The sequence below is a fragment of the Streptomyces malaysiensis subsp. malaysiensis genome (genome assembly GCF_040653035.1).
GTDB classification, from domain to species: Bacteria; Actinomycetota; Actinomycetes; order Streptomycetales; family Streptomycetaceae; genus Streptomyces; species Streptomyces malaysiensis.
Genome location: NZ_JBEZNG010000008.1, coordinates 21,654 through 44,786, shown reverse-complemented (window position 1 = coordinate 44,786; position 23,133 = coordinate 21,654). Strand labels below are relative to the sequence as shown.

Genomic DNA, 23,133 nt, shown 5'->3' with positions numbered 1-23,133 from the left:
GCTGTCCCGAGGCCGTTCCGGGGCCGTTCCCGATCGGGCCGGATCCGGGGCGGCCCGGGACGGCCCGCTCCGGCCGGAATCCGGCCCTTGCGGGAATGCGTCCTCGCTGCCTTCGGTTGCCCTGGACGTAAATCCGTACGAACCACGGGCGTACCCTGGTGACCGCCGACGATTCGAAAGCCCGCCGGCAAACTCGCCACGCCGAGCCGCCAAGCAGAGCCAAGCAAAGAGGAGTGCCGGACGTGTCCGCAGTCGCACCCGACGGACGCAAGATGCTGCGCCTGGAGGTCCGGAACAGCCAGACCCCCATCGAGCGCAAGCCCGAGTGGATCAAGACCCGGGCGAAGATGGGCCCCGAGTACACGGAGCTGCACGGCCTGGTGAAGCGCGAGGGCCTGCACACCGTGTGCCAGGAGGCGGGCTGTCCGAACATCTATGAGTGCTGGGAGGACCGCGAGGCGACCTTCCTCATCGGCGGCGACCAGTGCACCCGGCGCTGCGACTTCTGCCAGATCGACACCGGCAAGCCGCAGGCGCTGGACCGCGACGAGCCGCGCCGGGTGGCCGAATCCGTACGCACGATGGAGCTGAAGTACGCGACCATCACCGGTGTGGCCCGTGACGACCTGGAGGACGGCGGCGCCTGGCTCTACGCGGAGACCGTCCGCCAGATCCACTCCCTGATGCCGGACACCGGTGTGGAGCTGCTGATCCCGGACTTCAACGCGGTCCCCGAGCAGCTCGCCGAGGTCTTCTCGGCCCGTCCCGAGGTGCTCGCGCACAACGTGGAGACGGTGCCGCGGATCTTCAAGCGCATCCGTCCCGGCTTCCGCTACGAGCGCTCGCTCGAGGTGATCACCAAGGCGCGCGAGGCGGGTCTGGTCACCAAGTCCAACCTGATCCTGGGCATGGGCGAGGAGCGCGCGGAGATCAGCCAGGCGCTCCAGGACCTGCATGACGCGGGCTGTGAGCTGATCACCATCACCCAGTACCTGCGGCCGTCCGCCCGGCACCACCCGGTGGAGCGGTGGGTCAAGCCCCAGGAGTTCGTGGAGCTCAAGGAGGAGGCGGAGGAGATCGGTTACGCGGGTGTCATGTCCGGCCCGCTGGTCCGCTCCTCGTACCGCGCCGGCCGTCTGTACCAGCAGGCCGTCGAGCGGCGCAATGTCGCGGTGGCCTCCCAGGCGGTCTGAGGTCCGAACGGTCCGAACGGCGGCCCGTCAGGGCCGTCCAAAGCCCCAGTTGTCCACGTTCCGGACCGTCCGAAACCCCGGGCGGTCCGAACTGATTCTCCGTCACGTTCCGTCATGCCATGGGCCGTGTGAGCAACACTCTGTGTGATTGCGAGCACACGCGTTTTCGAGCGCCCCGAGAACGCCGCAGCTCAACGGCGGAATACCGGCCACAGCCGGGTTTCATCGGTGTTTGACCGGCCAGTCACGCACTGGTAACACCATTGGGTAACGATTGAGCCACGCACCGCTTATACGTTGTGCGTAGCGATCATCCGCCGCTTCCGAGGGGTATCCATGCCGGCTGCGCCCGTACGCCCGTCCGTCACCGACGCACTCCTCGTCCTGGAAGGTCTGCTGCTGCGCGGCGGGCAGCGCACCGCTCGCCGCAACGCGTGGACCGCCGTGCTCGAGGACCGCCGCCGGGCCAAGGACCGGGACGAGGCCGAACACGTGCTGGAGGCCGTGTCCACCGGGGCTTCCCAGGCCACGTAAACTTCGCTGTATGGCGAGGAAGGAAACATCCGAGAACCCCGGGCGGCTGAAGCAGATCGCCCTGACCTACAAGATGACCAAGCGGGTCGACCCGAAGGTCACACTTGTCGTCGCCGGCGTGGGGATTGTCACCTTCGGTGTCCTTCTCGCGATCGGCTTCTGGATCGGCCACCCGATCTTCCTTGGCATCCTGGGCTTCGTCCTGGCATTCCTCGCGATGGCGATCATTTTCGGCCGCCGTGCCGAGCGGGCCGCCTTCGGACAGATGGAGGGCCAGCCGGGCGCGGCGGCCGCGGTGCTGGAGAACGTGGGCCGCGGCTGGTCGGTGACCCCCGCGGTGGCCATGAACCGCAACCAGGACGTCATCCACCGCGCGGTGGGCAAGGCGGGCATCGTGCTGGTCGCCGAGGGCAACCCGAACCGGGTCAAGAGCATGCTGGCCGCCGAGAAGAAGAAGATGGCGCGCATCGTGGCGGAGGTCCCGGTCCACGATGTGATCGTCGGTTCCGGCGAGGGTCAGGTCGAGATCAAGAAGCTCCGCACCACGCTGCTGAAGCTCCCCCGGGTCCTGCCGGGCGCCCAGGTCACGGTGGTGAACGACCGCCTGCGCGCACTGGGCGACCTGATGAGCAACATGCCGATTCCGAAGGGGCCGATGCCCAAGGGGATGCGGATGCCGAAGGGGCGCTGAGCCCCTTCCCGCCGACAAACGGATACGAGGCGGCGGCCCGGACGGAGAGTCCGGGCCGCCGCCTCGTTATATTTCGCATATACCGCCGCGGTCCGCTGTTACGCGTTGTCCGCGGTTGTACGCAATCCCGGGCCCATGGCCCCTCGGAACCCTGATCCGCGCATCCGCTCGGAGTGGGGCGTCAGACCCTGATCTGTACGGCGCGGGAGAGCCGGTCGTGCAGTCCGCGGGTGTCGCGGTCCCAGACCACCGCGGGGATGACCAGCACCAGCAGCACACTGCGCAGCACGGCCTTCGGCAGGCTCAGCCGCACCCCGCCCTCGCCGATGACCCGCAGCCTCAGCAGCAGCTTGCCGGGGGTGGCGCCGACGGTGCCCACGGTGACCAGGCTCAGCCCCAGGAAGACCAGCAGCGCCCAGTTCCCGGCGGCCTGGGCGTCGCGGCCGGAGAGCAGGGCGTAGGAGACGAGGAGGCACAGGCCCCAGTCGATGAAAAGCGCCCCGAAGCGGCGTCCCAGCGGCGCTATGGAGCCCGGTCCGCTTTCGGGGAGCCCGAGGCCCTGGCCCCGGTAGCCGAAATCGACGCCCATCTCCTCGGCGGCCGCGCGGGGCCCGGAAAGCCACGATCCGATTGCTTGCCTCTTGTCCACCCGTCTACGTTACTGCGACGGCATACGTTCCCCCGGCCGGGCCCCTTCCAGCGGTTCCCGCCGGGCCGTTCCGGCGCCTTTTCCGAGGCCACGACACCTCCGCGACCCCCCTCCGGCCGGTTAACCTGGGTGAAACAAATGGGTCATGCCCGGGAAATCCCGTCTGCCTATGGTCGGCCAGAGCGCGCCACCGCACATGGACCGCGCCACCGGACAAATCCCCGTCCCACCGCGGCCGGGCTAGGAGGAGTTGGATGTTCCAGAACGCCGACGACGCTCGGAAGTTCATCTCGGACGAGGACGTCAAGTTCGTAGACGTCCGATTCTGCGACCTTCCCGGCGTCATGCAGCACTTCACCGTACCGGCGGAGGCGTTCGACCCGAACGAGGAGCTGGCCTTCGACGGCTCGTCGATCCGCGGCTTCCAGGCGATCCACGAGTCGGACATGGCGCTGCGCGCGGACCTCTCCACGGCACGTGTCGACCCGTTCCGCCGGGACAAGACCCTCAACATCAACTTCTTCATCCACGACCCGATCACGGGTGAGCAGTACAGCCGTGACCCGCGGAACATCGCCAAGAAGGCCGAGGCGTACCTCGCCTCCACCGGCATCGCGGACACCGCGTACTTCGGCCCGGAGGCGGAGTTCTACGTCTTCGACAGCGTGCGCTTCGACACCAAGGCGAACGAGTCGTTCTACCACATCGACTCCGAGGCGGGCGCCTGGAACACCGGTGCGCTTCAGGACAACCGCGGCTACAAGGTCCGCTACAAGGGCGGCTACTTCCCGGTGCCGCCGGTCGACCACTTCGCCGATCTGCGCGCCGAGATCAGCCTCGAGCTGAACAGGGCCGGTCTCCAGGTCGAGCGCCAGCACCACGAGGTGGGCACCGCCGGCCAGGCCGAGATCAACTACAAGTTCAACACGCTGCTGGCCGCGGCCGACGACCTGATGCTGTTCAAGTACATCGTCAAGAACGTGGCGTGGAAGAACGGCAAGACCGCGACCTTCATGCCGAAGCCGATCTTCGGTGACAACGGCTCGGGCATGCACGTCCACCAGTCGCTGTGGCAGGGCGGCTCCCCGCTCTTCTACGACGAGCAGGGCTACGCGGGCCTGTCGGACACCGCCCGCTACTACATCGGCGGCATCCTCAAGCACGCCCCGTCGCTGCTGGCCTTCACCAACCCGACGGTGAACTCCTACCACCGGCTGGTCCCGGGCTTCGAGGCCCCGGTCAACCTGGTGTACTCGCAGCGTAACCGCTCCGCCGCGATGCGTATCCCGATCACCGGCTCCAACCCGAAGGCCAAGCGCGTGGAGTTCCGCGCCCCGGACTCCTCCGGCAACCCGTACCTGGCCTTCTCCGCCCTGCTCCTCGCGGGTCTGGACGGCATCAAGAACAAGATCGAGCCGGCCGAGCCGATCGACAAGGACCTCTACGAGCTCGCCCCCGAGGAGCACGCGGGCGTCCCGCAGGTCCCGACCTCCCTCCCGGCCGTCCTCGACTCCCTCGAGGCCGACCACGAGTTCCTCCTCCAGGGCGGCGTCTTCACCTCCGACCTGATCGAGACCTGGATCGACTACAAGCGCACCAACGAGATCGCGCCGCTCCAGCTGCGTCCGCACCCGCACGAGTTCGAGCTCTACTTCGACGTGTGAGCCGTGCCGGCCGTATGAGCTCCTCCGGCTCTGGCCCGAGCCCCCGCCACCGCCTCCATGGGCGGCGGCGGGGGCTCGGTGGTGTGTGGACGAATCACGCGGCGGGGTTCACGGTTTGGGTGTCGGTGCCGGAGGACGGCAGGAAGCTGGTGTCGCCGTTGTAGATGGCGACCACGGGGGCGGTACCGGTGCCCAGGGTGTCGAGGGTCAGCGTCGCGGTGCCCGCCGTCAGCGGCTGGACGAACGCGCCTCCGCCGACGGCGCCGATGATGAAGGTGACCGTGCCGGTCGGGACGCCCGCACCGGGCGCGACCGGGGTGACGGTGGCGGTGAACGTCACCGGCTCGCCCTGTGTCGAGGGGTCCGGCGCCGAGGACACCGCTGTGGTGGTCGCCGCCTGGACGACGAGGATGACATTGGCGCCGGTGGAGGGCGAGAAGTTGGTGTCACCGTTGTAGTTGCCGAGGACGGCGTGGGCGCCGACGCCCAGGCCGGGGACGGTGACCGAGGTCGTTCCGCCGGACAGCGTGCCGGTCACGGTGGGGCCCCCGGTGATGACGAAGGTGACATCGCCGGTGGGGGTTCCGGGGCCGAGCGGGATCACGGTGGCGGTGAGCGTGACCGACTGTCCGACCGTGATGGGGTTGGGTGAGACCGTGACCAGGGTGATCGTGGGCGTAGCCATGTTGGCCCTCCAAGTGGTGTGGGGTGGTGGGCCGTTACTCGCCACGCATGCGGACACAAGGCGCGGCGGTGCATCGGCGGCCAGGGGGTGCGCACCTACGGCGATCCACACGGGGACATCCCGCGTCGCCGTCCCGGGCAGCTGTGGAACCCACCGGTCTGTAGCACCAGTAGGCGCGCGACTTGCCGCCACCGCCATAGAGGTGCCACCGAATTACCCCGGATAGCGCAGCGCTCGGCGGCCTTCCCCGCGCACACCATCCACCCCGTGCGGCGCGTCTCCCATGGCCGGGGCACCGTGTACGCACCGCGCACACGCGTCCGCCGTGTGCCTGCCGGGGGCGCGTCGGCCCGGCGTGCGGACGCCGCCGTGGGCCGCTATTCGCCGAAGCCTCCCCCGAAGCCCCCGCCGAAGTCGCCACCGTCCCCGAAGCCCCCGCCGAAGTCGCCACCGTCCCCGAAGCCCCCGCCGAAGTCGCCGCCGTTCCCGGAGTCGCCGTAGCCACCGCCGAAGTCGCCGGTGTCATAGCCGGTGTCGTAGCCGGGGCCGAGGGATCCGCCCAGCAAGGTGCCGATCAGCAGTCCGGGCAGCAGCATCGAGCCATATCCGCCGAAGTACCCGCTCGCCCACGGCCCGTAGGCCGGACCGGCCTCCCAGTACGGGCGGCGCCGGTCGCCGCCGACCGGGACGGTGCGGGCGTCCGGCTCGGCGCCGTCGTCGATGCGGGTGGCGTCGGCGGCGCAGGCCGGGACCGAACGCCGGGTGCCGCCCAGGGGCGCCCACGGGACGTCCCGGACCGATGGGCCATGGCGCGGGTCGAAGAAGCACGGAGGGCGCCGCTGGGGCAACGGGCGGCCCTCGCGGCGGGCGTCGAGCACCGTCAGCGCGAAGCGGCCCTCCTCCAGCGCCTCGGTCACCGGCCGTACGTCCCCGGGGCGCCGGGCGGCGGCCGATCTGGCCTTCGCCTCCTCGTAGGCGTCCAGGGCGCGGCCGTAGCCGTCCACCATCTCGGGGGTGGACGCCGGGTCGGCGGGGTCGAAGCGGGTCCGGCTCAGCTTCTCGCCGTACGCGGTGATGTCCTCCTCGACCGCGCCGCGCACCTGCTCCAGCTCGGCCAGTTCGCGCTCGCGGTGCTGCTTACGGGTGCGCCGCACCATATAGAGACCGCTTCCGGCGACGGCGGCCAGGACGATCAGCACGGCCACCGCGTCACCCGCCGACAGACCGGTGGAGTCGCGGGCGCCCTGGTCACCTCCGGTCCCCTGGTCGCCGCCGGTCCCCTGACCGGCCCGGTCGTGGAACTCCGTGGCCGCGTCGGTCACGAAGCCGTCCAGGGCCGCCGCGAGGTCGCGCGGATGCTGCCGCAGGTTCTGCGCCGCGAGCGCCTGTGAGGTGCGCCCCGGCAGCACCGAGGTGTCGGAGGCCGCACCGAGGGAGGAGCCGAGCGCGACGGCGTAGATGCCGGGACGGTCGACGGCGGCACGCAGCCGCCCGAAGACGCGGTCTCCGCCGTACGCGGGGTCGTCCGGCAGCACGGCGACGTAGAGGGGCGCCCCCGTCTCGCGGATGTGTGCAACCAGGGCACGGGCCTGCCGGGCGCTCAGTGCGTCGGAGGCGCCGGGATCGACGTACACCGGGCTGCTCCGCAGCGCCTTGCCGATCTTGTCCACATCCGTTTCGGCACGCGGGCCCCCGGCGGTGAGCAGCACCGCCGTCAGGGCGACGAGGGCCGCGAGGAACAGCGTGCCCCATCGCGGCGTCTTGCCGGACACACTTCGCGTTTACCCCTATAAGCACCATATATGCGCGAGCATGCCCTGGAGCATGCCCTTCAGCACCGCGTGGCCGAGCCCCGCCACCGGCTCTGGCGGGCGGTGGCGGGGCTCGGTGCGGTGCGGTCAGATGGTGGTCTGGACGCCGCTGACCGCCCCGGTGACGACCTGTGCGTAGTCGGAGACGCCCGAGGCCCCGAAATTGGCGTCTCCCGAGTAGACCGCGCTGACGTCCCAGGTGCCCGCCGCCAGGATCTGGTCGGAGAGGAAGGCGAATCCGAAGGCGTCCACGGGCACGCTCATCTCGATGGTGGTCATTCCCATGACAAGGGTGAAGGCGACCGTTCCCGTCGGGGTGCCGCCGCCGGGCGCCATGGCCGCCACGAAGGCGACGAAGTCGATGGGCGTGCCCTCCTCGGCCGGGTTGGGATTGGAGCTGAGCGAGGTGATCGAGTTCGCCATGTCCACCGTCTGCGTCAGCGGCGCTGATGTCGACGTGGCGAAGTCGGCGTCGCCGCTGTAGGTGGCCGTCACGGTGTGCGAGCCCGTGCCCAGGCCGCTGGTGATGAACGTCGCGGTGCCGCCCGACAGCGGCTCGGTGAACGTACCCCCGCCCGTACCGCTGATCACGAAGGTGACCGAGCCGGTCGGGGTGCCGGTGGTGGGCAGGTTCGGGGTGACCGTGGCGGTGAACGTCACCGGCTGCCCGAACACGGACGGGTTGACCGAGGACGCCAGCGTCGTGGTCGTCGCCGCGGGCCCGGGATTCACCGTGTGGGTGTCGGTGCCTGAGGACGCCAGGAAGTCCGCGCTGCCGCCGTAGAGGGCGACCACGGTGTGCGTGCCGACGCCGAGGGTGCTGAGGGACAGCGTCGCCGTGCCGGCCGACAGCGGCTGGACGAACGTACCGCCCCCGCTGCCGCCGATGACGAAGGTGACCGAGCCGGTCGGGACGCCCGCACCGGGCGCGACCGGGGTGACCGTGGCGGTGAAGGTCACCGGCTGCCCCAGAGTCGAGGGGTCCGGCGCCGATATCACCGATGTCGTGGTCGACGCCTGGATCACCACGACGGCCGTGGTGCCGGTGGACGAGGTGAAGTTGACGTCGCCGTTGTAGGTGGCGGTGACGATATGGGTGCCGAGGGTCAGGTTGGGGACGGTGACCGAGGTCGTCCCGCCCGACAGCGTCCCGGTCAGCGTGGGGCCGCCGCCGACCACGAAGGTGACGGTGCCCGTGGGCGTTCCGGCGCCGAGCGGGATCACGGTGGCGGTGAGCGTGACCGACTGCCCGGCCACGGCGGGGTTCGGTGCCGCCGTGACCAGGGTGACAGTGGGTGAAGCCATGATGGGCCCTCCAAAGGGAGTGGAATGGTGGGCCGTTACTCGCCACGCGGGACGGTGACCGCGCGCGGCGGCGCATCGGAGGCCAGGGGGTGCGCACATACGGCGAGCGACGCGGGATGCGCGTCTCGCCCCCGGCAGATGTGGAACCCACCGGTCTGTAGCACCAGTAGGCGCGCGACACGCCGCCAACACCATAGATAAGCCCTTGAATTACCCCATACGGCGCAGCGCCCACGCCCTCCCCCGGCGCACTCCCCCACCCCGTGCACGGCGCGCTTCCCCTGCTCAGGCTCCCCTGGCGCGCCCAGCGCAGGGCGGGGCGTCAGAGGACGTGGCCGTCGGCCGGGCGGGGGCGGCTCAGCGCGTGTCCGGCGAAGCGCTCAGTCCGCGCGGCCGGTCGCGGCGACGGTGACACCGAGGCCGATCATGGAGAGCCCGCCGACGCCGCCGACCATGGCGAGGCGTCGCGGGGAGCGGGCGAACCAGGTACGGGCGGTGGCCGCGGCCAGACCCCACACGCTGTCGGAGATCACCGCGATGGCGTTGAAGATCAGGCCGAGCAGCAGCATCTGCCAAGCGACATGGCCCTGCTCACGATCGACGAACTGGGGCAGCACGGCGGCGAAGAACACGATCGTCTTGGGGTTGGCCACACCGACCGCGAACCCCTCCCACAGCGTGCGCAGACCGCCGTGGGCGGGGCCGTCGCCGGTGAAGGCGGCGTGCAGCGAGCGGCGCTGCCGCACCGCCTTGACGCCCAGATGGACGAGATACGCGGCACCCACCAGCTTCAGCGTGGTGAAGACGACGGCCGAGCGCTCCACCACGGACCCGACGCCCAACGCCACGGCCACGACCAGCACATACGCCCCGAGCGTATTGCCGACGACCGTGGTCAGCGCCGCGCGGCGCCCCTGGGCCAGTGCCCGGCCGACCACGAAGAGCACGCTGGGGCCGGGGATCACGATCAGCAGAAAGGACATGGCCGCGAAGGCGAGCAGCCGGTCGATGGACACCATGGAGCGCATCGAAGCACGCCAACACTCCGCGGCTCCAGCCCTTTTCCGGTCCGGCGCGAGGGGCGGCCCACTGTGCCGCGGCCGCTCCCCACTGTGCCGCGGCCGCTCCACGTTCGGTGGACCTCACCATAAAACCCGGGCATCCCTGTCCCGGTCTGCGGCAATCTGGGGCGCACCGAATGGAAAACAGACGCCCAGGGGGATTTGTGACGTCCAAAACCACGAAGCAGACGGAACCGCCATCGGAACAACCGCCGGAACAGCCATCGGGACAGCCGTCGGAACCATCGGATTCATCGGCCGAGCGGCCCGCCGAGGAGTTACGGTTCCGGCCGCCCACGCTGACGGCCTGGGAGCGGAACCCCGTCACCACCCGGGCCATGGCCCGCAGACTGCCCCAACTGGTGCGCCGTTCACTGGCGCTGGCCTGGAAGGTGGACCGGAAGGCGGTGGTGGCGCTGCTGGTGTGCCAGGCGCTGTCGGGGTTCTTCGAGGCGTTCGGGCTGCTGGCCACCACGGGCACGATCACGGCGCTCATCTCCTCCGGCCAGATCACCGACCGGCTCCGGGAGGCGCTGCCCTCGATCGCGGTGCTCGCGGGGGCGGCCGGGCTGCGGGCGCTGCTGGGGATCGCGGTCGGCAACATCTCCAGCCGGCTGTCCCCGCGGATCTCCCGGGAGGCCGAGACCCAGATGCTGGACGCGGCGATCAACGCCGAGCTCGCGGCGTACGACAACCCCGGGTTCAACGACAAGTGGGACGCGGCGGACCGGGGCGCCGAGGTGGCGCGAGATCTGATCACCGAGTCGCAGCAGCTGATGGCGTGTCTCTCCTCGCTGATCGCGGCGGCGGGCGTGGTCACCGTGCTGCATCCGGCGCTGCTGCCGCTGTTGCTGCTGGCCGCGCTGCCACAGGGGATCGCGGGGATGAAGGCGGCCCGGGTGCAGTACGAGACCAGTCGCGCCATGAGCGCCGACCGGCGCACGCTCGGACTGCTCCGCTGGTACATGATGGACAAGGACATCGCCGATCAGCTCCGTTCCGGCACCATGGCGGAGTTTCTGCTGAAGCGGTACCGGGCCATCGGGGCGCGGGTGGACGCGGCCACCGACAAGGCCGTCCACCGGGGCGCGCGGTACGCGGTGCTGGGGGCGGTGGCGGGCGGGGTGGCGTCCGGGCTGGTCTGGGTGTCGCTGGCGCTGCTGCTGGGCGCGGGGCGGATGTCGGTGGCGTCGGCGGGCACGGCGGTGTTCGCGCTGCGGACGGTCGGCGCCTCGCTCCAGGGGATGGTCGGTTACGGGACGCGGCTGTTCCGTACGGGGCTGTATCTGGACGACTGGGCGGAGTTCATCGAGGAGGCGGGCGGGCACCGAATGGTCCGCGGCACCCGGGTCCCGGCGCCGCCGCGGGTCATCAGGGCCGAGGGGCTCACCTACGCCTATCCGGAGTCCGACGCCCCTGCCCTGGACGATGTGACGCTCGAGGTGCGGCAGGGCGAGGTGCTGGCGCTGGTCGGCGAGAACGGCTCGGGCAAGACCACCCTGAGCAAGCTGCTGACCGGGCTCTATCTGCCCACCAAGGGCGCGGTGACCTGGGACGGCGTGGGTGTGGAGGAGCTGGATCCGCAGGCGATGTGGCGGCATACGGCGGTTGTGCCGCAGGACTACGCGCACTGGCCGCTGTCCGCCCGCGACAACATCACCCTCGGCCAGCCGCACGGCGGGGACGAACGGGTCCGGGAGGCGGCGGTCCGCTCCGGGGCGCATGAGGTGGTGGACGGGTTGCGCAGCGGACTGGACACCCTGCTCGCCCGGCAGTGGTGGGGCGGGGTGGAGCTGTCCGGCGGGCAGTGGCAGCGCATCGCGCTGGCCCGCGCGTTCCACCGGCCCGCCGGGCTGCTGGTGATGGACGAGCCCACCAGCGCGCTGGACGCCCGCGCCGAGCACCGGATCTTCGCGGGGCTGCGGCAGATGGCGGAGGACCGGGCCGTCGTCCTGGTCACCCACCGGCTGGCGAACGTGGCGGTGGCGGACCGGATCGTGGTGCTGGAGCGGGGGCGGGTGATCCAGCAGGGCACGTTCGCGGAGCTGACGGGGTCCCCGGGGCTGTTCCGGGAGTTGTGGGAGCTACAGAACGACCGCGGGGTGCCGGCGCCGCGCGGGGAGACACCCTGAACTCCGGCCCCGGTCAGGGGCTCCGGGGTCAGGGACCCTGGGGGCAGAGGCTCTGGGGTCAGGGACGCTGGGTGGGCAGGAACCCTGAGGGCAGAGGCTCCGGGGGCGGGGGCCCTGGGGTCAGGGACCCTGGAGGCAGAGGCTCTGGGGTCAGGGGCTCTGGAACCGGCCGGTTTCGGCGGCGCGGGCGCGGGAGGCGGCTATCTCGGCGTAGGCCCGGTCGCGGCCCTCCCAGTGGGAGCCCTCGACGGACTTGCCGGGCTCGAGGTCCTTGTAGACCTCGAAGAAGTGGGTGATCTCCTTCCGGTCGAACTCGGGGACGTCCTCGATGTCCTGGACGCCGACGTAGCGCGGGTCATGGGCCGGGACGCAGAGGATCTTCTCGTCCGGGCCCTGCTCATCGCGCATGCAGTACATGCCGATGGCCCGGCAGAGGATGACACAGCCGGGGAAGGTCGGCTCGGCGACGGTCACGAGGGCGTCCAGCGGATCGCCGTCCCGGCCGAGGGTGTGGTCGACATAGCCGTAGTCGGCCGGGTACTTCGTCGAGGTGAACAGCATCCGGTCCAGCCGGATCCGGCCCGTCTCATGGTCCATCTCGTATTTGTTGCGAGACCCCTCCGGGATCTCCACGACCACATCGAACTCACCGTGCTCCATCGCGCCCTCCGGTCACCCCTGCGCTCCGATGTCCTTCCAGTGTGCTCCGGGCCCGCCGGGCGGGCAGCTCGGACCTGGGCGGCTCAGCCGCCGCGCACCAGGGCGTCGATCTCGGCCTCGAAGAGGACCGAGGGATCGAAGCCCATGCCCGTGAACTGGCCTTGCACATCAAGGCTGATCACGCCGTGGAGCCGGGTCCAGGTGCGCAGCGCACGGCCCTTCACCTCCCCGCCGGGCTCCTCCCCGGGCCCCCAGGGGCCCGTGCCCTCCAGATGGCGCGCCAGCTCGGCCTCGAGCTCGGTGAGGGGCTGCTGACGGCCCCCGTCGACACCGCCGCCGCCGGCCTCACCGGCCTCACCGGCCTCACCGACGGTGGCGCAGGCGTCGAAGATGGTCCGCATCAGCCCGGCCGCGATCTCGGTGGTCTCCGGCGGTGCGTGGTAACCGGGCACCGGGGTGCCGTAGATGAGCAGATAGCGGTCGGGCTGCCGCTTCGCCCAGTCGCGCAGGGCGCGGGCCAGGGCACGGAAGCGGTCGGCGGGGGCGGCGTCGGCGACGGCCCGGGCCAGGGTCTCGGCCAGATCGCGGTAGGTGTCGGTGATCAGCTCGGTCAGCAGCTCGTCCCGGCTCGCGAAATAGCGGTAGAGGGCGGGGCCGGTCATGCCCATCGCCTTCGCGATCGCGTTCACCGAGATGCCGGCCGTGCCCGACTCGGACAGCTGGGCCAGGGCCACGGCCTTGGCCTCCTCCCGGGTCTGTTTGCGGTAGCGCTCTCGCCGTGCTGTCGCCATGGACGCGCCTCTCGTACGGGTCGTCGATCTCCCACTTGACACACCGAGAGTAACAGGTTCATTGTTTGGTTAGAAGTTCTCACCACAGCGAGAACTCCTCACCTGAAGCGAGGTCAGCCATGATCACCGAAGTCGTTCTCCCGGGCCAGGTGGAGCCGGAAGGGCTCGAGCTGCGCACCCGCCCGCTGCCCGAGCCCGGCCCCGGGCAGGCGCTGGTGGCCGTCGAGGCGTCGGGGGTCTCCTTCGCCGAGCAGCAGATGCGCCGCGGGAAGTACTACGACCAGCCGCCGTTTCCCTTCGTCCCCGGCTATGACCTGGTGGGCACCGTGGTCTCGACCGGCCCCGGGGTGGATCCGGCGCTGCGCGGGCGCCGGTTCGCGGCGCTCACGAAGATCGGCGGCTGGGCCAGCCACACCCTTGTCGACGCGGGCGATCTGGTGGAGGTCCCCGAGGGGGTGGACGCGACGGAGGCCGAGACGGTGGTGGTCAACGGGATCACGGCCTGGCAGATGCTCCACCGCGTGGCCAAGGTGCGCCCCGGGATGACCGTGCTGGTGCACGGGGCCAATGGCGGGGTGGGCACCACCCTGGTCCAGCTCGCCCGCCACGCGGGCATCAAGGTCATCGGCACCGCCTCGCCCCGCCATCACGACGCGGTGCGCGCCCTCGGCGCCACCCCGCTGGACTACCGCGATCCGGATCTGCCCGGCCGGGTGCGCGCACTGGCCCCGGGCGGGGTCGACGCGGTCTTCGACCATGTCGGCGGCGAAGGCATAGTCGACTCCTTCCGGCTGCTCGCCCGCGGCGGCACGCTGGTCTCCTACGGCACGGCGGCCACCCGGGACGTCCCCGGCTCGTCCCGGGCCCCGGTGCTCAAGCTGTTCGCCCGGCTGTTCCTGTGGAATCTGCTGCCGAACGGACGGGGGGCGCACTTCTTCAATCTCTGGGCCGGACGGCGCCGGAAGGCCGCCTACCAGGCGCGGATCCGCGCCGACCTGGGGCAGGTGCTGGCGCTGCTGGCGAGCGGCGAGTTCACCGCCATGGTGGCGGCGAGGATTCCGCTCTCCGACGCCGCGGAGGCGATGCGGCTGGCCGAATCCGGCACCGTCACCGGAAAGGTGGTCCTGGTCGCGGACCAGGACGCCCGCCGGGGCGGCGAGGAGGGCGCGCGATGAGCTGCAAGCCCCGGGACATCACGGCCGCCCCCGTCGCCACCGTGGATCTGCCCACCACGTTCCCGCGGGGATCCACGGCTCCTGGATCCCCGACCCGGCCACCAGTTCGTGATAATTTTCGTATACGAGTTGTATGCGAAGCAGCATGGGGGCCCAGTGCCAGCTCAGTCCGGACGAGAAAAGGCGTACGCGTTCCTCAAGGAGACCGTGCTGACCGATCCCGATATGCAGGGCAGCTTCCTCACCGAGCAGGAGATCGCCGACCGGATCGGCATCTCCCGGACCCCGATCCGTGAGGCCCTGCTCCTGCTGGCGGCCGAGGATCTGGTGCAGCTGGTCCCCAAGCGGGGTGCGCATATCGCCCCGCTCTCCGGCCGGGAGATCACCGAGCTGATGGAGCTGCGCGGGATCGTCGAGCGCTATGCCGCCGAGCACGCCATCGAGACGGGCACGGTGCCGGTCGGGAAGCTGACGGAGCTGCTGGAACGGCAGCGCGAGCTGATGGGCCCGGAGCAGGCCAAGGAGTTCATCGCCATCGACCACCTCTTCCACGCGACCATGATCGCCGCGGTGGGCAATGAACTCCTCAACCGGCACTACGAGGGGCTGCGCAGCCGCCAGATCCGGGCCGGGGTGGTGGCCCTGTACAACCAGACCGGCCGCCAGGAGGAGGTGCTCGGCGAGCACCGCGCCATCCTGGAGGCGGTGGCCGCCGGGGACACGGAGGCGGCCCGCACGGCGATCAGCGCCCATCTGGAGTCAACGCTGAAGGTGCTGCTCGCCGGGTGAGTCAGCGCCCGGCACCGCTTCCGGATACCGGCACCGCTTCCGGGTAGGTGATCACCAGCATGGTGACGCCCTCCTCGGAGACCCAGGGGCCATGCGGCATCCCCGGTGGCCGACAGGCGTAGAAGCCGCGCGAGAAGGTCTCCCCCAGCGTCAGATCGCGCATGCTGCCCTCGAGGAGATAGACCTCCTCCCAGCCGTCATGGCGGGCCACCCCGGACAAGGAGGTGTCCGTCCCCGGCTCCCAGCGCACCAGGGCGGTGGTGTGGGTGCCGCTCCCGTCCACGGCCAGGATCTGTTCGCTGACCCCCGCGGCCGCGCCCGGCGGCCGCCGCCAGGGCCCGGAGGGCAGATGGAATTCGCGCTCCGGTTTGGCCCCGCCGGTGCCGCTCATGGCTGGACGCCCAGCCTGCGGTTGGCCAGGACGGACACCGTGCGGCGCACCGCGGTGACCTCCTCGGTGTCCACCTCCCCCACCAGCAGCGCCGGCCCCGCGTCCAGCCGCTCCCGTACGGTGCCGTCGGGGCCGATCAGGGCGCTGTGGCCGATACCGGTGGGGGCGGAGGTCGCGGCGGTGAGGCCGGACGCGGCCGGATCGGCCTGGCCCACGGCCGCCAGCCATACGGTGGCGTCCAGCGCCCGCGCCCGGGTCAGCAGCTCCCACTGCTCACGCTTACCGGGCCCGGCTCCCCAGGAGGCGGGCAGCAGGGAGAGCACCGCGCCCGCGTCGGCATGGGCCCGGAAGAGCTCGGGGAACCGTACGTCGTAGCAGGTGGCCAGGCCGATGCGGACGCCGTCGAGGTCGAAGGTCACCACCTCGGAGCCCGGGGCCACGGTCTTGGACTCGGCGAAGCCGAAGGCGTCATACAGATGGATCTTGTCGTAGGAGGTCTCCACCCCCGGGCCGGTGGCCAGCAGGGTGTTGGTCACCCGGCCGTCGGGCGCCGGGTTGAACATCCCCGCCACGACCACCAGCCCGGCGTCCTTCGCGATCTGCCGGACCTCGGTGGCCCAGGGGCCGTCCAGCGGTTCGGCGATCGGGCCGAGCCGGGTGCCGAAGCAGGCCATGGCCGCCTCCGGGAAGGCGACCAGACGCGCCCCGGCCTCCGCCGCCCGCTGTGTCTCCCGGCGCAGAAGGGCGAGGTTCGACGCCGGGTCCGGGCCCGTGGTGATCTGGCTCAGTGCGATGCGGAGGGGCATGGCGGGTGCTGCCTCATTTCCTGATCGGGAGAAGCTGGTCGGGAGGGTCGGAAATTCCTGGTCGGGAGGGTCGGCGGGTCGGCAGGTCGGGAGGTAGGCGGGGCGGGAGGTCGGGTGGTAGGCGGGGCGGGCAAGCGCGAGGCGGCGCGTCCGCCGGGCTCGGCCTGGGTGCGCCGCCCCATCCCGCCCCTTCCCCGGCGCGGCCCGCTTTACAGCTCCGCGGAGCCGCCAGCCGCCAGCCGCCAGCCGGGAGCCGGACACCGGGCGCACGAGCCGGGGCCGAGCCGCCGCCGGGGCCGGGCCGCCGCCGGGGCAGGGCGGGAACGGGTCAGGAGACGGTCGTGGAGGATGCGGTCTGGCCGACCGGGAGCGGGAGCGGCTCCTCGTCCTCGGCGGAGCCGGGGTCCCGGCCCAGCCAGAGGCCGATCACCGTGACCACCGCGGTGATCGCGATGTAGATGGCCAGCGGCACCCATGCGTGATACGTCCCCAGCAGCGCGGTGAAGAGCAGCGGCGCGATCGCGCCGCCGATGAGCCCGGCGAGGGTGTAGGCGAGCGAGGAGCCGGTGTAGCGCAGCCGGGGGGAGAACTGCTCGGCGACGAAGGCCGCCTGCGGTCCGTACATCAGCGAGTGGATCACCAGCGCGCCGACCACCCCGAGGGTGAGCAGCGCCCAACTGCCGTCCGCGACCAGCGGGAAGAAGAGAAACGGCCAGACACCGGCGGCGACGGCGGCGCCCCCGTACAGCAGCCGCCGGTTGACACGGTCCGAGAGCGCCCCGGCCAGCGGGATGAGCACGATCTGGAGCGAGGAGCCGATCAGCACGGCGGTGAGCGCCGAGCCGCGTGACATGTCCAGTTCCTCGGTGGCGTAGGTGAGTACGAAGACGGTGAACATCGCGTACAGCACATCGGGGGCGACCCGGCTGAGGATCGCGGCGGTCAGCGCCTTCGGCTGGGTGGTGAACACCTCGCGCAGCGGGGCCTCCGGGCGGTCCTGCGCGGCCTCCATCGCCTTGAAGACCGGGGTCTCCTCCAGCTTGGCGCGGACCCACAGGCCGAACGCCACCAGGGCGCCGGAGAGCAGGAACGCCACCCGCCAGCCCCAGCTGAGGAACTGGTCCTCCGTCAGCGCCGCGCCCAGCGCGGCCAGGACACCGTTGGCCAGCAGATTGCCCGCCGGGGGGCCGACCTGTGCGGCGGAGGCGTAGAAGCCGCGCCGCCGCGGATCGCCGAACTCGCTGGACAGCAGCACCGCGCCGCCCCACTCACCGCCGACGCCGACGCCCTGTGCGAAGCGCAGCAGCACCAGCGCGGCCGGGGCCGCGACGCCGACCGTGGCGTAGGTGGGCAGCAGCCCGATCAGCAGCGTGGCGCCGCCGATGAGCACGAGCGTCGCGATGAGCACCTTCTTACGGCCGATGACATCGCCGAGCCGGCCGAAGACGAAGCCGCCCAGCGGCCGGGAGAGATAGCCGACGGCGTAGGTGGAGAAGGCCAGCAGGGTGCCGGTGAAGGGGTCCTTGGAGGGGAAGAAGAGATCGCCGAAGACGAGGGCCGCGGCGGCGGAGTAGACGGCGAAGTCGTACCACTCCAGGGCGGTGCCGGTGAGGCTGGCGACGAAGGCGCGCCGCACCCCGGTCCGGTCGGCCCGGGGCTGCGGTGCGCTCGATGCGGTGGGCTGCATGTTCCGTCCTCGTTGGTGGTGCATGAGGCTTACGGGATGGTACGTGGTGCTTTCGGGGTGATGCGATGAGGTGGGCGGGGGTTTACGTGGATCGACCTTCCGGCATACTTGTTGTATACCAAGCGTATGCGCAACCCCTCAGGGGGAAGTTAACCGCTTCGAAACCGCGGAAAGCGCGACCACGGCCACCACCACGGCACGCGCAGAACCCGCACGACCGCCCCACCGCGCCTTGGAGAGCACAGCCCATGACGACGCAGCCCTCGCAGCCCGCACAGCCCGCCCGCTCCTCGCTCACCTTCGAGCTCCCCGACGGCTCCCTCCACCACGTGGACGTCGTCCAGGTGCTCAACGCGGGCTACGCGGGACGCAGCCAGGACGATGTGGCCGCCCATGTCGCCGAGCTCGCCGAGCTGGGCGTGCCCGCGCCCTCCGTGACGCCCGCCCTCTACCCCGTCTCCCCCTACCTCGCCCAGCAGACCGGCCGGGTCAGCGTCCAGCACGGCCACACCTCGGGTGAGGCCGAGTGGGCACTGGTCGTGGCCGCGGACGGGGAACTACTGCTGACGGCGGCCTGCGACCACACCGACCGGGCGCTGGAGGTCCACGGCGTGGCCTGGAGCAAGAACGCGGCCCCCGATGTACTGGCCACCCGCGCCTGGCGGCTGTCCGATGTGGCGCCCCGCCTCGACGATCTGACGCTCCGTGCCTGGGTCACTCACGACGGTGAGGAGACCGAGGTGCAGAGCGGCACCCTGGCCGAGCTGCTGCCGCCGTCCTACTGGGTCGAGGTGCTGCGCGAACGCGGTGACCTGGTGCCCGGCACCGTGCTGATCTCCGGCACGATCCCGATGGCCGAAGGCGTGGACCAGTTCGCCGAGCGCTGGCGGGTGGAGCTGGGCGACCCGGCCACCGGGCAGACCATCGAATGCTCCTACGACGTGGTCCCGCTGCCCGAGCCGATCGGCTGAGCCCCCGCGCGAAAAAGAAGGCAAAGACACACAGGCAGCGTGCGAAGGCCGCCCGCCGCACGCCCCTCGGGGGCCCGCGGTGGACGGCCTTCGCCGTTGTCCAGAGGGTCAGATGGTCAGATGGTCCAGGGATTCAGCGTCCAGTCAGGTTTCCCTGCCCTTCCGCATCACCATGCCGGCCGCGATCAGGCCGAACAGGCAGGTGATGGCACCCACGACAACATTGTTCGCGATCACCCCGGCATCGGCGCCCCGGGCGACGACCCAGGGGGAGATGATCATCCATATACCGATCGCGGACATGGCCCAGCACAGGCTGTACATCCTCCTCGGCGCCGTGGTGAGGCCGAGCCCCAGCAGGGCGACCGTGATGCCGAGGATGAGGTTGTTGACCATGAGGTTGGGGTTGGTGCCCGAGAAGTGCACCACCCAGGGAGAGATGGCGAAGTACAGACCGGCGAGAAGCACCGGCCCGTCGAGGAAGACAACGTCCCTCGCGTCCATCATGCGGGCGTAACGCTCCCGCATCTCGGTCACGTCGGGGTGGCCCGTGAGATCGCCTCTCGCTCGTGAGACGTCGGCCATTCGACTCGCCTCCTTCGATCCATGCAAGTCTGACCGCGCAGTGCGGTAAAAACACCGCACCACCATTGTGCGCCTCGCCCTGGTTTATAGGTAGATGCCGGATTCGCACCCAATGGCGTATAGTTCGCCGTCGCGCCTCTTCCTGCTCAACGGCCGAGCGCCCCGGGCCCGATATCTGCTTCAATAGGGCCATGGCCAGCCTCCACGACATCGCGACGGGTCGTTATGACCTCGAGCCGTTCTGGCCATCCCGGCAGGCGCACCACTTCGACCGCGAGTGTTGCCGCGCATCCGATGCGCGGGCCCGCTCGCTCGGCCGCTGATCTCTTCGCCCAGCCGCCCAGCCCGCGCGCACGACGTCCACTGACGCCTTCTCGCGCGAAAGAGCTGACCTCCATGACGAATCTGCGTCGTCTGTCCTCCGCCTCCGCTCCCGCCACTCCATCCGCCCAGTCCGCCCCGTCCGCCGCGCCCGCTTCGGCGGCCCGCCAGCGGCTGCGGGCCGTAGCACCGGACGAGGTGCCACCGGTCGCCGATCTGCTGCACCCCGGCGCCACCTGGCTGCCCGCTCCCCCGCACACCGTGCCCACGCTTCCCGGCCATCCGCCGATGGTCGGCTATCTGGTGCTGGTCCCGGCCGACCGTCAGCATCCCGAGGCGGCCGCGCCGCCCCCGGAGGGGATACCGGCGACCACGGGTGACGAGCTCATCCGGATCGATCCCGACCGGCGGACCGCCGAGGTCGCGGGGCGGCCGCTGGACCTGACCTATCTCGAGTTCGAGCTGCTGAGCCATCTCGTGGCCCATCCGCACCGGGTGCACAGCCGCGATCAGCTGGTGACCACGGTGTGGGGGTACGGCCATGTCGGCGACGGCCGTACCGTCGATGTCCATGTGGCCCGGCTGCGCCGCAAGATGGGCCGCGAGCACCGGGGGACGATCGTGACGGTGCGGCGGGTGGGGTACAAGTACGTGCCCACCGCCTGACCACTCCCACGAGCGCGCGCCGCCATGAACGCATGACGCCGCGAACCCATGACGCCATGAAGCCGTGACGTCATGAACCCATGACGCCGTGACGCCGTGAACCGGCGAACGCCCGCCGTGCCGGGCAGGCCAGGAGCCTGTCCGGCACGGCGGGCGCGTGCGTAGCCGCGGTGTACGCCGCGGACCTCAGCGGCCCGCCCCGACCAGCGGCGGCCGCGGCCGCTCCATCGGCTCCTCGCCGTGGCTGACGTTCGGCAGCCACCGCAGGGCGCGCGGCAGATACCAGTTGCGCTCCCCCAGCAGCGCCATCACCGAGGGCAGCAGCACCATCCGCACCAGCGTGGCGTCCACCAGCACCGCGACCGCGAGCCCGACGCCCATCTGCTGCATGTCCTGCATCCGCAGCAGGGCGAAGACCGCGAACACGGCGACCATGATGGCGGCCGCCCCGGTGACCGAGCCCGCCGTCGTCCGGATGCCCTCGCGGATCGCGTCCCGGGTGGCCAGGCCCCGCTCATGGGCCTCCCGGATCCGCGAGACGACGAAGACGTGGTAGTCCATCGACAGCCCGAAGAGGATGACGAGGACGAACAGCGGCATCCATGACTCGATCGCCCCGGCCGGCTCCATCCCCAGCAGCTCCGCGCCCCAGCCGTGCTGGAAGACGGCGGTCATCGTGCCGTACGCGGCGCCCACCGACAGCAGGTTGAGCAGGATCGAGACGATCGCGATCGGCAGCGACCGGAAGCAGAGCAGCATCAGTACGAAGGTCACGGCGGCGATGAAGAGGAAGACCGGTGCGATATCGGTCTTCAGCTGGTCGTTGAAGTCGCGGTTCGAGGCGAGTTCACCGCTCACGTACACCTGGTCGGAGACCGGCCCGAGGATCCTCGGGGCCAGATCGTCCCGCAGGGTGTCCAGGGCGCGCCGGGAGGTGGTGTCCTGACCGTCGCCGGCCAGCGGCACCTCGATCCGGGCCACCCCCTCCGTACGGTGCGTCTCGACGTCGACCGTCTTGCCGAACCGCCCGGAGTCGGCGAGCCCCTTCTTGAAGTCCGCCACGGCCGCCTGGAAGCCGGGCGAGTCGACCTCGTCGGAGCGCAGCACCACCTCGGCCGGGGCGGGCCCGCCGGGGAAGGAGTCGATGATCTCCTTGTAGGCCACGCTGATGGCGGCATCCGAGCCGAACTGCTTCTCCAGGCCGAGCTGTTCGGTCTTCATCCCGAGGGCGGGTGCGCACAGCACCAGCAGCAGCGCGCCCGATACGGCGGCGAACAGCTTCGGCTTGGCCAGGACGGGCCGCATCAGCCGACCGGAGACACCACCGCTGGCGTGTACGCCCTTCTTGCGGCGGCGGTTCAGCAGCGGCACCCGTCCGGCGTCGACCCGGTCGCCCAGCCAGGACAGCATCGCGGGCAGCACGGTCACCGAGCCGAGCATCGCCATCAGCACGACCAGGATGGTGGCGACCGCGAAGCCGTGGAACAGCAGCAGCCCGGACAGGAACATCCCGGACATCGCCAGCATGACCGTGACCCCGGAGATCAGCACCGCCCGGCCGCTGGTGGCGGCCGCGATCCGCAGCGCGGCCCCGGCGTCCCGGCCCGCGGCCCGCTCATCGCGCTCCCGGCGCAGATAGAACAGCGAGTAGTCGACGCCGACGGCCAGGCCCACCAGGAACATCACCGAGTTGGTGGAGTCGAACAGGGGCAGCTGGTGGCTGACGAGGGCGAGCAGCCCGAAGGTGCCGACGCAGGCGGTCACCGCGAGCAGCACCGGCAGCAGCGCGGCGACCAGCGCCCCGAAGACCACCAGCAGAATGCCGAGCGCCAGCGGTACGGCGGTCAGTTCGGCCTTCTTGAAGTCGTCGGTCAGCATGTCGTCGAGCCGGTGCTGGGCGGTGGCGTCGCCGAACTCGTACGTCACGATCCCCGGATGGGCCGATTCGGTCTTCCGCACCGCCTCGACGACCGGTTCCACCCGCTTCCCGGCCGTGTCCGGGTCGCCCTTCATCTCAAAGCTGATCAGGGCCTCCCGTCCGTTCTCCGAGCGCACCGGGGGCTGGACGCGCACCGTCTCCCCGGTCCGCTCCAGCCGCCCCGAGAGGTCGCGGGCCGCGTCCCGCCAGCCGTCCGGGCGGTCGCTGCGCAGCATCACCATCTCTCCGGCCGGGGTCTGGAGGCCCGCGTCCTCCAGGATCTTCTCCGCACGTGCGGAATCGCCCGTACCGTTCTCGGAATTGGTCATCTGCCGGGAGCCCGACATACCGCCGACCACGGCGACGACCACGACGAACAGCAGCCATCCGATGATCGCGGTCTTGCGGTGGCGGGTGGACCACCCGCCCAGCCGCACGGCCAGGCTCTTCCTCGTTGCGCTCATGGCGTCTCTCCCCGTGAGGTACGGACGGAACAGGTCATGCCACGACGTTAGAAATTCGCAGGTCCGGGCCCCAGCCGGGCAGCCACCCAGTCGCCGAGCCATAAGGCGAGGCGGGGAGGTGGTGCCAGGTACACCCCCGGACGGTGTGCGGCCCCCGTGTCCGGGCGGCGGGGCGCTGCCAGAC

The 23,133-nt window shown here is 70.9% G+C and carries 21 protein-coding genes; 9 read left to right on the top strand and 12 right to left on the bottom strand.

The features are described from left to right. Nucleotides 1–242 precede the first annotated feature (242 nt). The 3 genes from lipA (at nt 243) to AB0E24_RS17995 (ending at nt 2,418) form a co-directional block, all read left to right on the top strand. The gene (lipA, locus tag AB0E24_RS18005; protein ID WP_069869301.1) at nt 243–1,193 is read left to right on the top strand and encodes a lipoyl synthase; all 951 of its coding nucleotides are present in this window, start codon (nt 243–245) and stop codon (nt 1,191–1,193) included. A gap of 336 nt (nt 1,194–1,529) precedes the next feature. Continuing rightward, the gene (locus AB0E24_RS18000) at nt 1,530–1,727 is read left to right on the top strand and encodes an SCO2195 family GlnR-regulated protein (protein ID WP_020871972.1); all 198 of its coding nucleotides are present in this window, start codon (nt 1,530–1,532) and stop codon (nt 1,725–1,727) included. A 10-nt stretch (nt 1,728–1,737) separates the two neighbouring features. Further along, a complete protein-coding gene (locus tag AB0E24_RS17995; protein ID WP_069869300.1) occupies nt 1,738–2,418 on the top strand; it encodes a DUF4191 domain-containing protein in 681 nt (226 codons plus the stop codon). 181 nt (nt 2,419–2,599) lie between these two features. On the opposite strand, the gene AB0E24_RS17990 is transcribed toward AB0E24_RS17995, so the two are convergent. Further along, entirely contained in the window at nt 2,600–3,067 is a 468-nt protein-coding gene (locus AB0E24_RS17990; protein ID WP_079153447.1) for an RDD family protein, read from the bottom strand. A gap of 254 nt (nt 3,068–3,321) precedes the next feature. Between AB0E24_RS17990 and glnA the strand changes: the two genes are divergently transcribed. Beyond that, nucleotides 3,322–4,731, top strand: a complete 1,410-nt coding sequence (gene glnA, locus AB0E24_RS17985; protein WP_069869298.1) for a type I glutamate--ammonia ligase — start codon at nt 3,322–3,324, stop codon at nt 4,729–4,731. A 94-nt stretch (nt 4,732–4,825) separates the two neighbouring features. On the opposite strand, the gene AB0E24_RS17980 is transcribed toward glnA, so the two are convergent. From AB0E24_RS17980 to AB0E24_RS17965, 4 genes are all read right to left on the bottom strand, one after another. Further along, nucleotides 4,826–5,416, bottom strand: coding sequence for an Ig-like domain-containing protein (locus AB0E24_RS17980; protein WP_069869297.1), 591 nt, complete (start codon nt 5,414–5,416; stop codon nt 4,826–4,828). A 377-nt stretch (nt 5,417–5,793) separates the two neighbouring features. Next, on the bottom strand, nt 5,794–7,188 hold the full coding sequence (locus AB0E24_RS17975) for a hypothetical protein (protein WP_359378118.1): 1,395 nt from the start codon (nt 7,186–7,188) through the stop codon (nt 5,794–5,796). A 126-nt stretch (nt 7,189–7,314) separates the two neighbouring features. Continuing rightward, nucleotides 7,315–8,532: an Ig-like domain-containing protein gene (locus AB0E24_RS17970; RefSeq protein WP_359378116.1), complete on the bottom strand. Its 1,218-nt coding sequence runs from the start codon at nt 8,530–8,532 to the stop codon at nt 7,315–7,317. A 380-nt stretch (nt 8,533–8,912) separates the two neighbouring features. Continuing rightward, nucleotides 8,913–9,551, bottom strand: a complete 639-nt coding sequence (locus AB0E24_RS17965; RefSeq protein WP_079260419.1) for a LysE family translocator — start codon at nt 9,549–9,551, stop codon at nt 8,913–8,915. 380 nt (nt 9,552–9,931) lie between these two features. On the opposite strand from AB0E24_RS17965, the gene AB0E24_RS17960 reads away from it, so the two are divergent. Then, the gene (locus AB0E24_RS17960; RefSeq protein ID WP_359378113.1) at nt 9,932–11,725 is read left to right on the top strand and encodes an ABC transporter ATP-binding protein; all 1,794 of its coding nucleotides are present in this window, start codon (nt 9,932–9,934) and stop codon (nt 11,723–11,725) included. A 150-nt stretch (nt 11,726–11,875) separates the two neighbouring features. Here AB0E24_RS17960 and AB0E24_RS17955 read toward each other — a convergent pair whose 3' ends face one another. Then, nucleotides 11,876–12,385 carry an inorganic diphosphatase gene (locus tag AB0E24_RS17955; protein ID WP_069869294.1) on the bottom strand — a complete coding sequence of 170 codons (510 nt, stop codon included), beginning with the start codon at nt 12,383–12,385 and terminating at the stop codon, nt 11,876–11,878. Nucleotides 12,386–12,468: 83 nt separating this feature from the next. Further along, on the bottom strand, nt 12,469–13,176 hold the full coding sequence (locus AB0E24_RS17950) for a TetR/AcrR family transcriptional regulator (protein ID WP_079257330.1): 708 nt from the start codon (nt 13,174–13,176) through the stop codon (nt 12,469–12,471). Nucleotides 13,177–13,295: 119 nt separating this feature from the next. Between AB0E24_RS17950 and AB0E24_RS17945 the strand changes: the two genes are divergently transcribed. After that, entirely contained in the window at nt 13,296–14,351 is a 1,056-nt protein-coding gene (locus AB0E24_RS17945) for a medium chain dehydrogenase/reductase family protein (RefSeq protein WP_359378109.1), read from the top strand. A gap of 156 nt (nt 14,352–14,507) precedes the next feature. Beyond that, on the top strand, nt 14,508–15,140 hold the full coding sequence (locus AB0E24_RS17940; RefSeq protein ID WP_093702759.1) for a GntR family transcriptional regulator: 633 nt from the start codon (nt 14,508–14,510) through the stop codon (nt 15,138–15,140). Between the two features lies 1 nt (nt 15,141). Here AB0E24_RS17940 and AB0E24_RS17935 read toward each other — a convergent pair whose 3' ends face one another. The 3 genes from AB0E24_RS17935 to AB0E24_RS17925 form a co-directional block, all read right to left on the bottom strand. After that, nucleotides 15,142–15,531 (bottom strand): cupin domain-containing protein, encoded by a 390-nt coding sequence (locus AB0E24_RS17935; protein ID WP_359378106.1) that lies wholly within the window; start codon nt 15,529–15,531, stop codon nt 15,142–15,144. Beyond that, nucleotides 15,528–16,337, bottom strand: coding sequence for a carbon-nitrogen hydrolase family protein (locus AB0E24_RS17930; protein ID WP_359378103.1), 810 nt, complete (start codon nt 16,335–16,337; stop codon nt 15,528–15,530). Before AB0E24_RS17930 ends, AB0E24_RS17935 begins: the two co-directional genes overlap by 4 nt. Nucleotides 16,338–16,665: 328 nt before the next feature. Continuing rightward, nucleotides 16,666–18,024 carry an MFS transporter gene (locus AB0E24_RS17925; protein ID WP_359378101.1) on the bottom strand — a complete coding sequence of 453 codons (1,359 nt, stop codon included), beginning with the start codon at nt 18,022–18,024 and terminating at the stop codon, nt 16,666–16,668. A gap of 248 nt (nt 18,025–18,272) precedes the next feature. Here AB0E24_RS17925 and AB0E24_RS17920 point away from each other — a divergent pair, with 248 nt between their 5' ends. Then, the gene (locus tag AB0E24_RS17920) at nt 18,273–18,995 is read left to right on the top strand and encodes a DUF2848 domain-containing protein (protein WP_069869287.1); all 723 of its coding nucleotides are present in this window, start codon (nt 18,273–18,275) and stop codon (nt 18,993–18,995) included. A 144-nt stretch (nt 18,996–19,139) separates the two neighbouring features. Here AB0E24_RS17920 and AB0E24_RS17915 read toward each other — a convergent pair whose 3' ends face one another. Next, entirely contained in the window at nt 19,140–19,580 is a 441-nt protein-coding gene (locus tag AB0E24_RS17915; protein ID WP_069869286.1) for an SPW repeat protein, read from the bottom strand. Nucleotides 19,581–19,976: 396 nt separating this feature from the next. Between AB0E24_RS17915 and AB0E24_RS17910 the strand changes: the two genes are divergently transcribed. Beyond that, on the top strand, nt 19,977–20,567 hold the full coding sequence (locus tag AB0E24_RS17910) for a winged helix-turn-helix domain-containing protein (protein ID WP_100807468.1): 591 nt from the start codon (nt 19,977–19,979) through the stop codon (nt 20,565–20,567). 186 nt (nt 20,568–20,753) lie between these two features. Here AB0E24_RS17910 and AB0E24_RS17905 read toward each other — a convergent pair whose 3' ends face one another. After that, nucleotides 20,754–22,949 (bottom strand): MMPL family transporter, encoded by a 2,196-nt coding sequence (locus AB0E24_RS17905; protein WP_359378097.1) that lies wholly within the window; start codon nt 22,947–22,949, stop codon nt 20,754–20,756. Nucleotides 22,950–23,133 lie beyond the last annotated feature (184 nt).

Bases quoted from the DNA above. Each gene is read 5' to 3' on its own strand.
- AB0E24_RS17930 (WP_359378103.1), bottom strand. From the start codon at position 16,337: ATGCCCCTCCGCATCGCACTGAGCCAGATCACCACGGGCCCGGACCCG.
- AB0E24_RS17920 (WP_069869287.1), top strand. From the start codon at position 18,273: ATGACGACGCAGCCCTCGCAGCCCGCACAGCCCGCCCGCTCCTCGCTC.
- AB0E24_RS17970 (WP_359378116.1), bottom strand. From the start codon at position 8,532: ATGGCTTCACCCACTGTCACCCTGGTCACGGCGGCACCGAACCCCGCC.
- AB0E24_RS17925 (WP_359378101.1), bottom strand. From the start codon at position 18,024: ATGCAGCCCACCGCATCGAGCGCACCGCAGCCCCGGGCCGACCGGACC.
- AB0E24_RS17905 (WP_359378097.1), bottom strand. From the start codon at position 22,949: ATGAGCGCAACGAGGAAGAGCCTGGCCGTGCGGCTGGGCGGGTGGTCC.
- AB0E24_RS17960 (WP_359378113.1), top strand. From the start codon at position 9,932: ATGGCCCGCAGACTGCCCCAACTGGTGCGCCGTTCACTGGCGCTGGCC.
- AB0E24_RS17935 (WP_359378106.1), bottom strand. From the start codon at position 15,531: ATGAGCGGCACCGGCGGGGCCAAACCGGAGCGCGAATTCCATCTGCCC.
- AB0E24_RS17955 (WP_069869294.1), bottom strand. From the start codon at position 12,385: ATGGAGCACGGTGAGTTCGATGTGGTCGTGGAGATCCCGGAGGGGTCT.
- AB0E24_RS17965 (WP_079260419.1), bottom strand. From the start codon at position 9,551: ATGGTGTCCATCGACCGGCTGCTCGCCTTCGCGGCCATGTCCTTTCTG.
- AB0E24_RS17915 (WP_069869286.1), bottom strand. From the start codon at position 19,580: ATGGCCGACGTCTCACGAGCGAGAGGCGATCTCACGGGCCACCCCGAC.
- AB0E24_RS17980 (WP_069869297.1), bottom strand. From the start codon at position 5,416: ATGGCTACGCCCACGATCACCCTGGTCACGGTCTCACCCAACCCCATC.
- AB0E24_RS17995 (WP_069869300.1), top strand. From the start codon at position 1,738: ATGGCGAGGAAGGAAACATCCGAGAACCCCGGGCGGCTGAAGCAGATC.
- AB0E24_RS17910 (WP_100807468.1), top strand. From the start codon at position 19,977: ATGACGAATCTGCGTCGTCTGTCCTCCGCCTCCGCTCCCGCCACTCCA.
- AB0E24_RS17945 (WP_359378109.1), top strand. From the start codon at position 13,296: ATGATCACCGAAGTCGTTCTCCCGGGCCAGGTGGAGCCGGAAGGGCTC.
- AB0E24_RS17950 (WP_079257330.1), bottom strand. From the start codon at position 13,176: ATGGCGACAGCACGGCGAGAGCGCTACCGCAAACAGACCCGGGAGGAG.
- glnA (WP_069869298.1), top strand. From the start codon at position 3,322: ATGTTCCAGAACGCCGACGACGCTCGGAAGTTCATCTCGGACGAGGAC.
- AB0E24_RS18000 (WP_020871972.1), top strand. From the start codon at position 1,530: ATGCCGGCTGCGCCCGTACGCCCGTCCGTCACCGACGCACTCCTCGTC.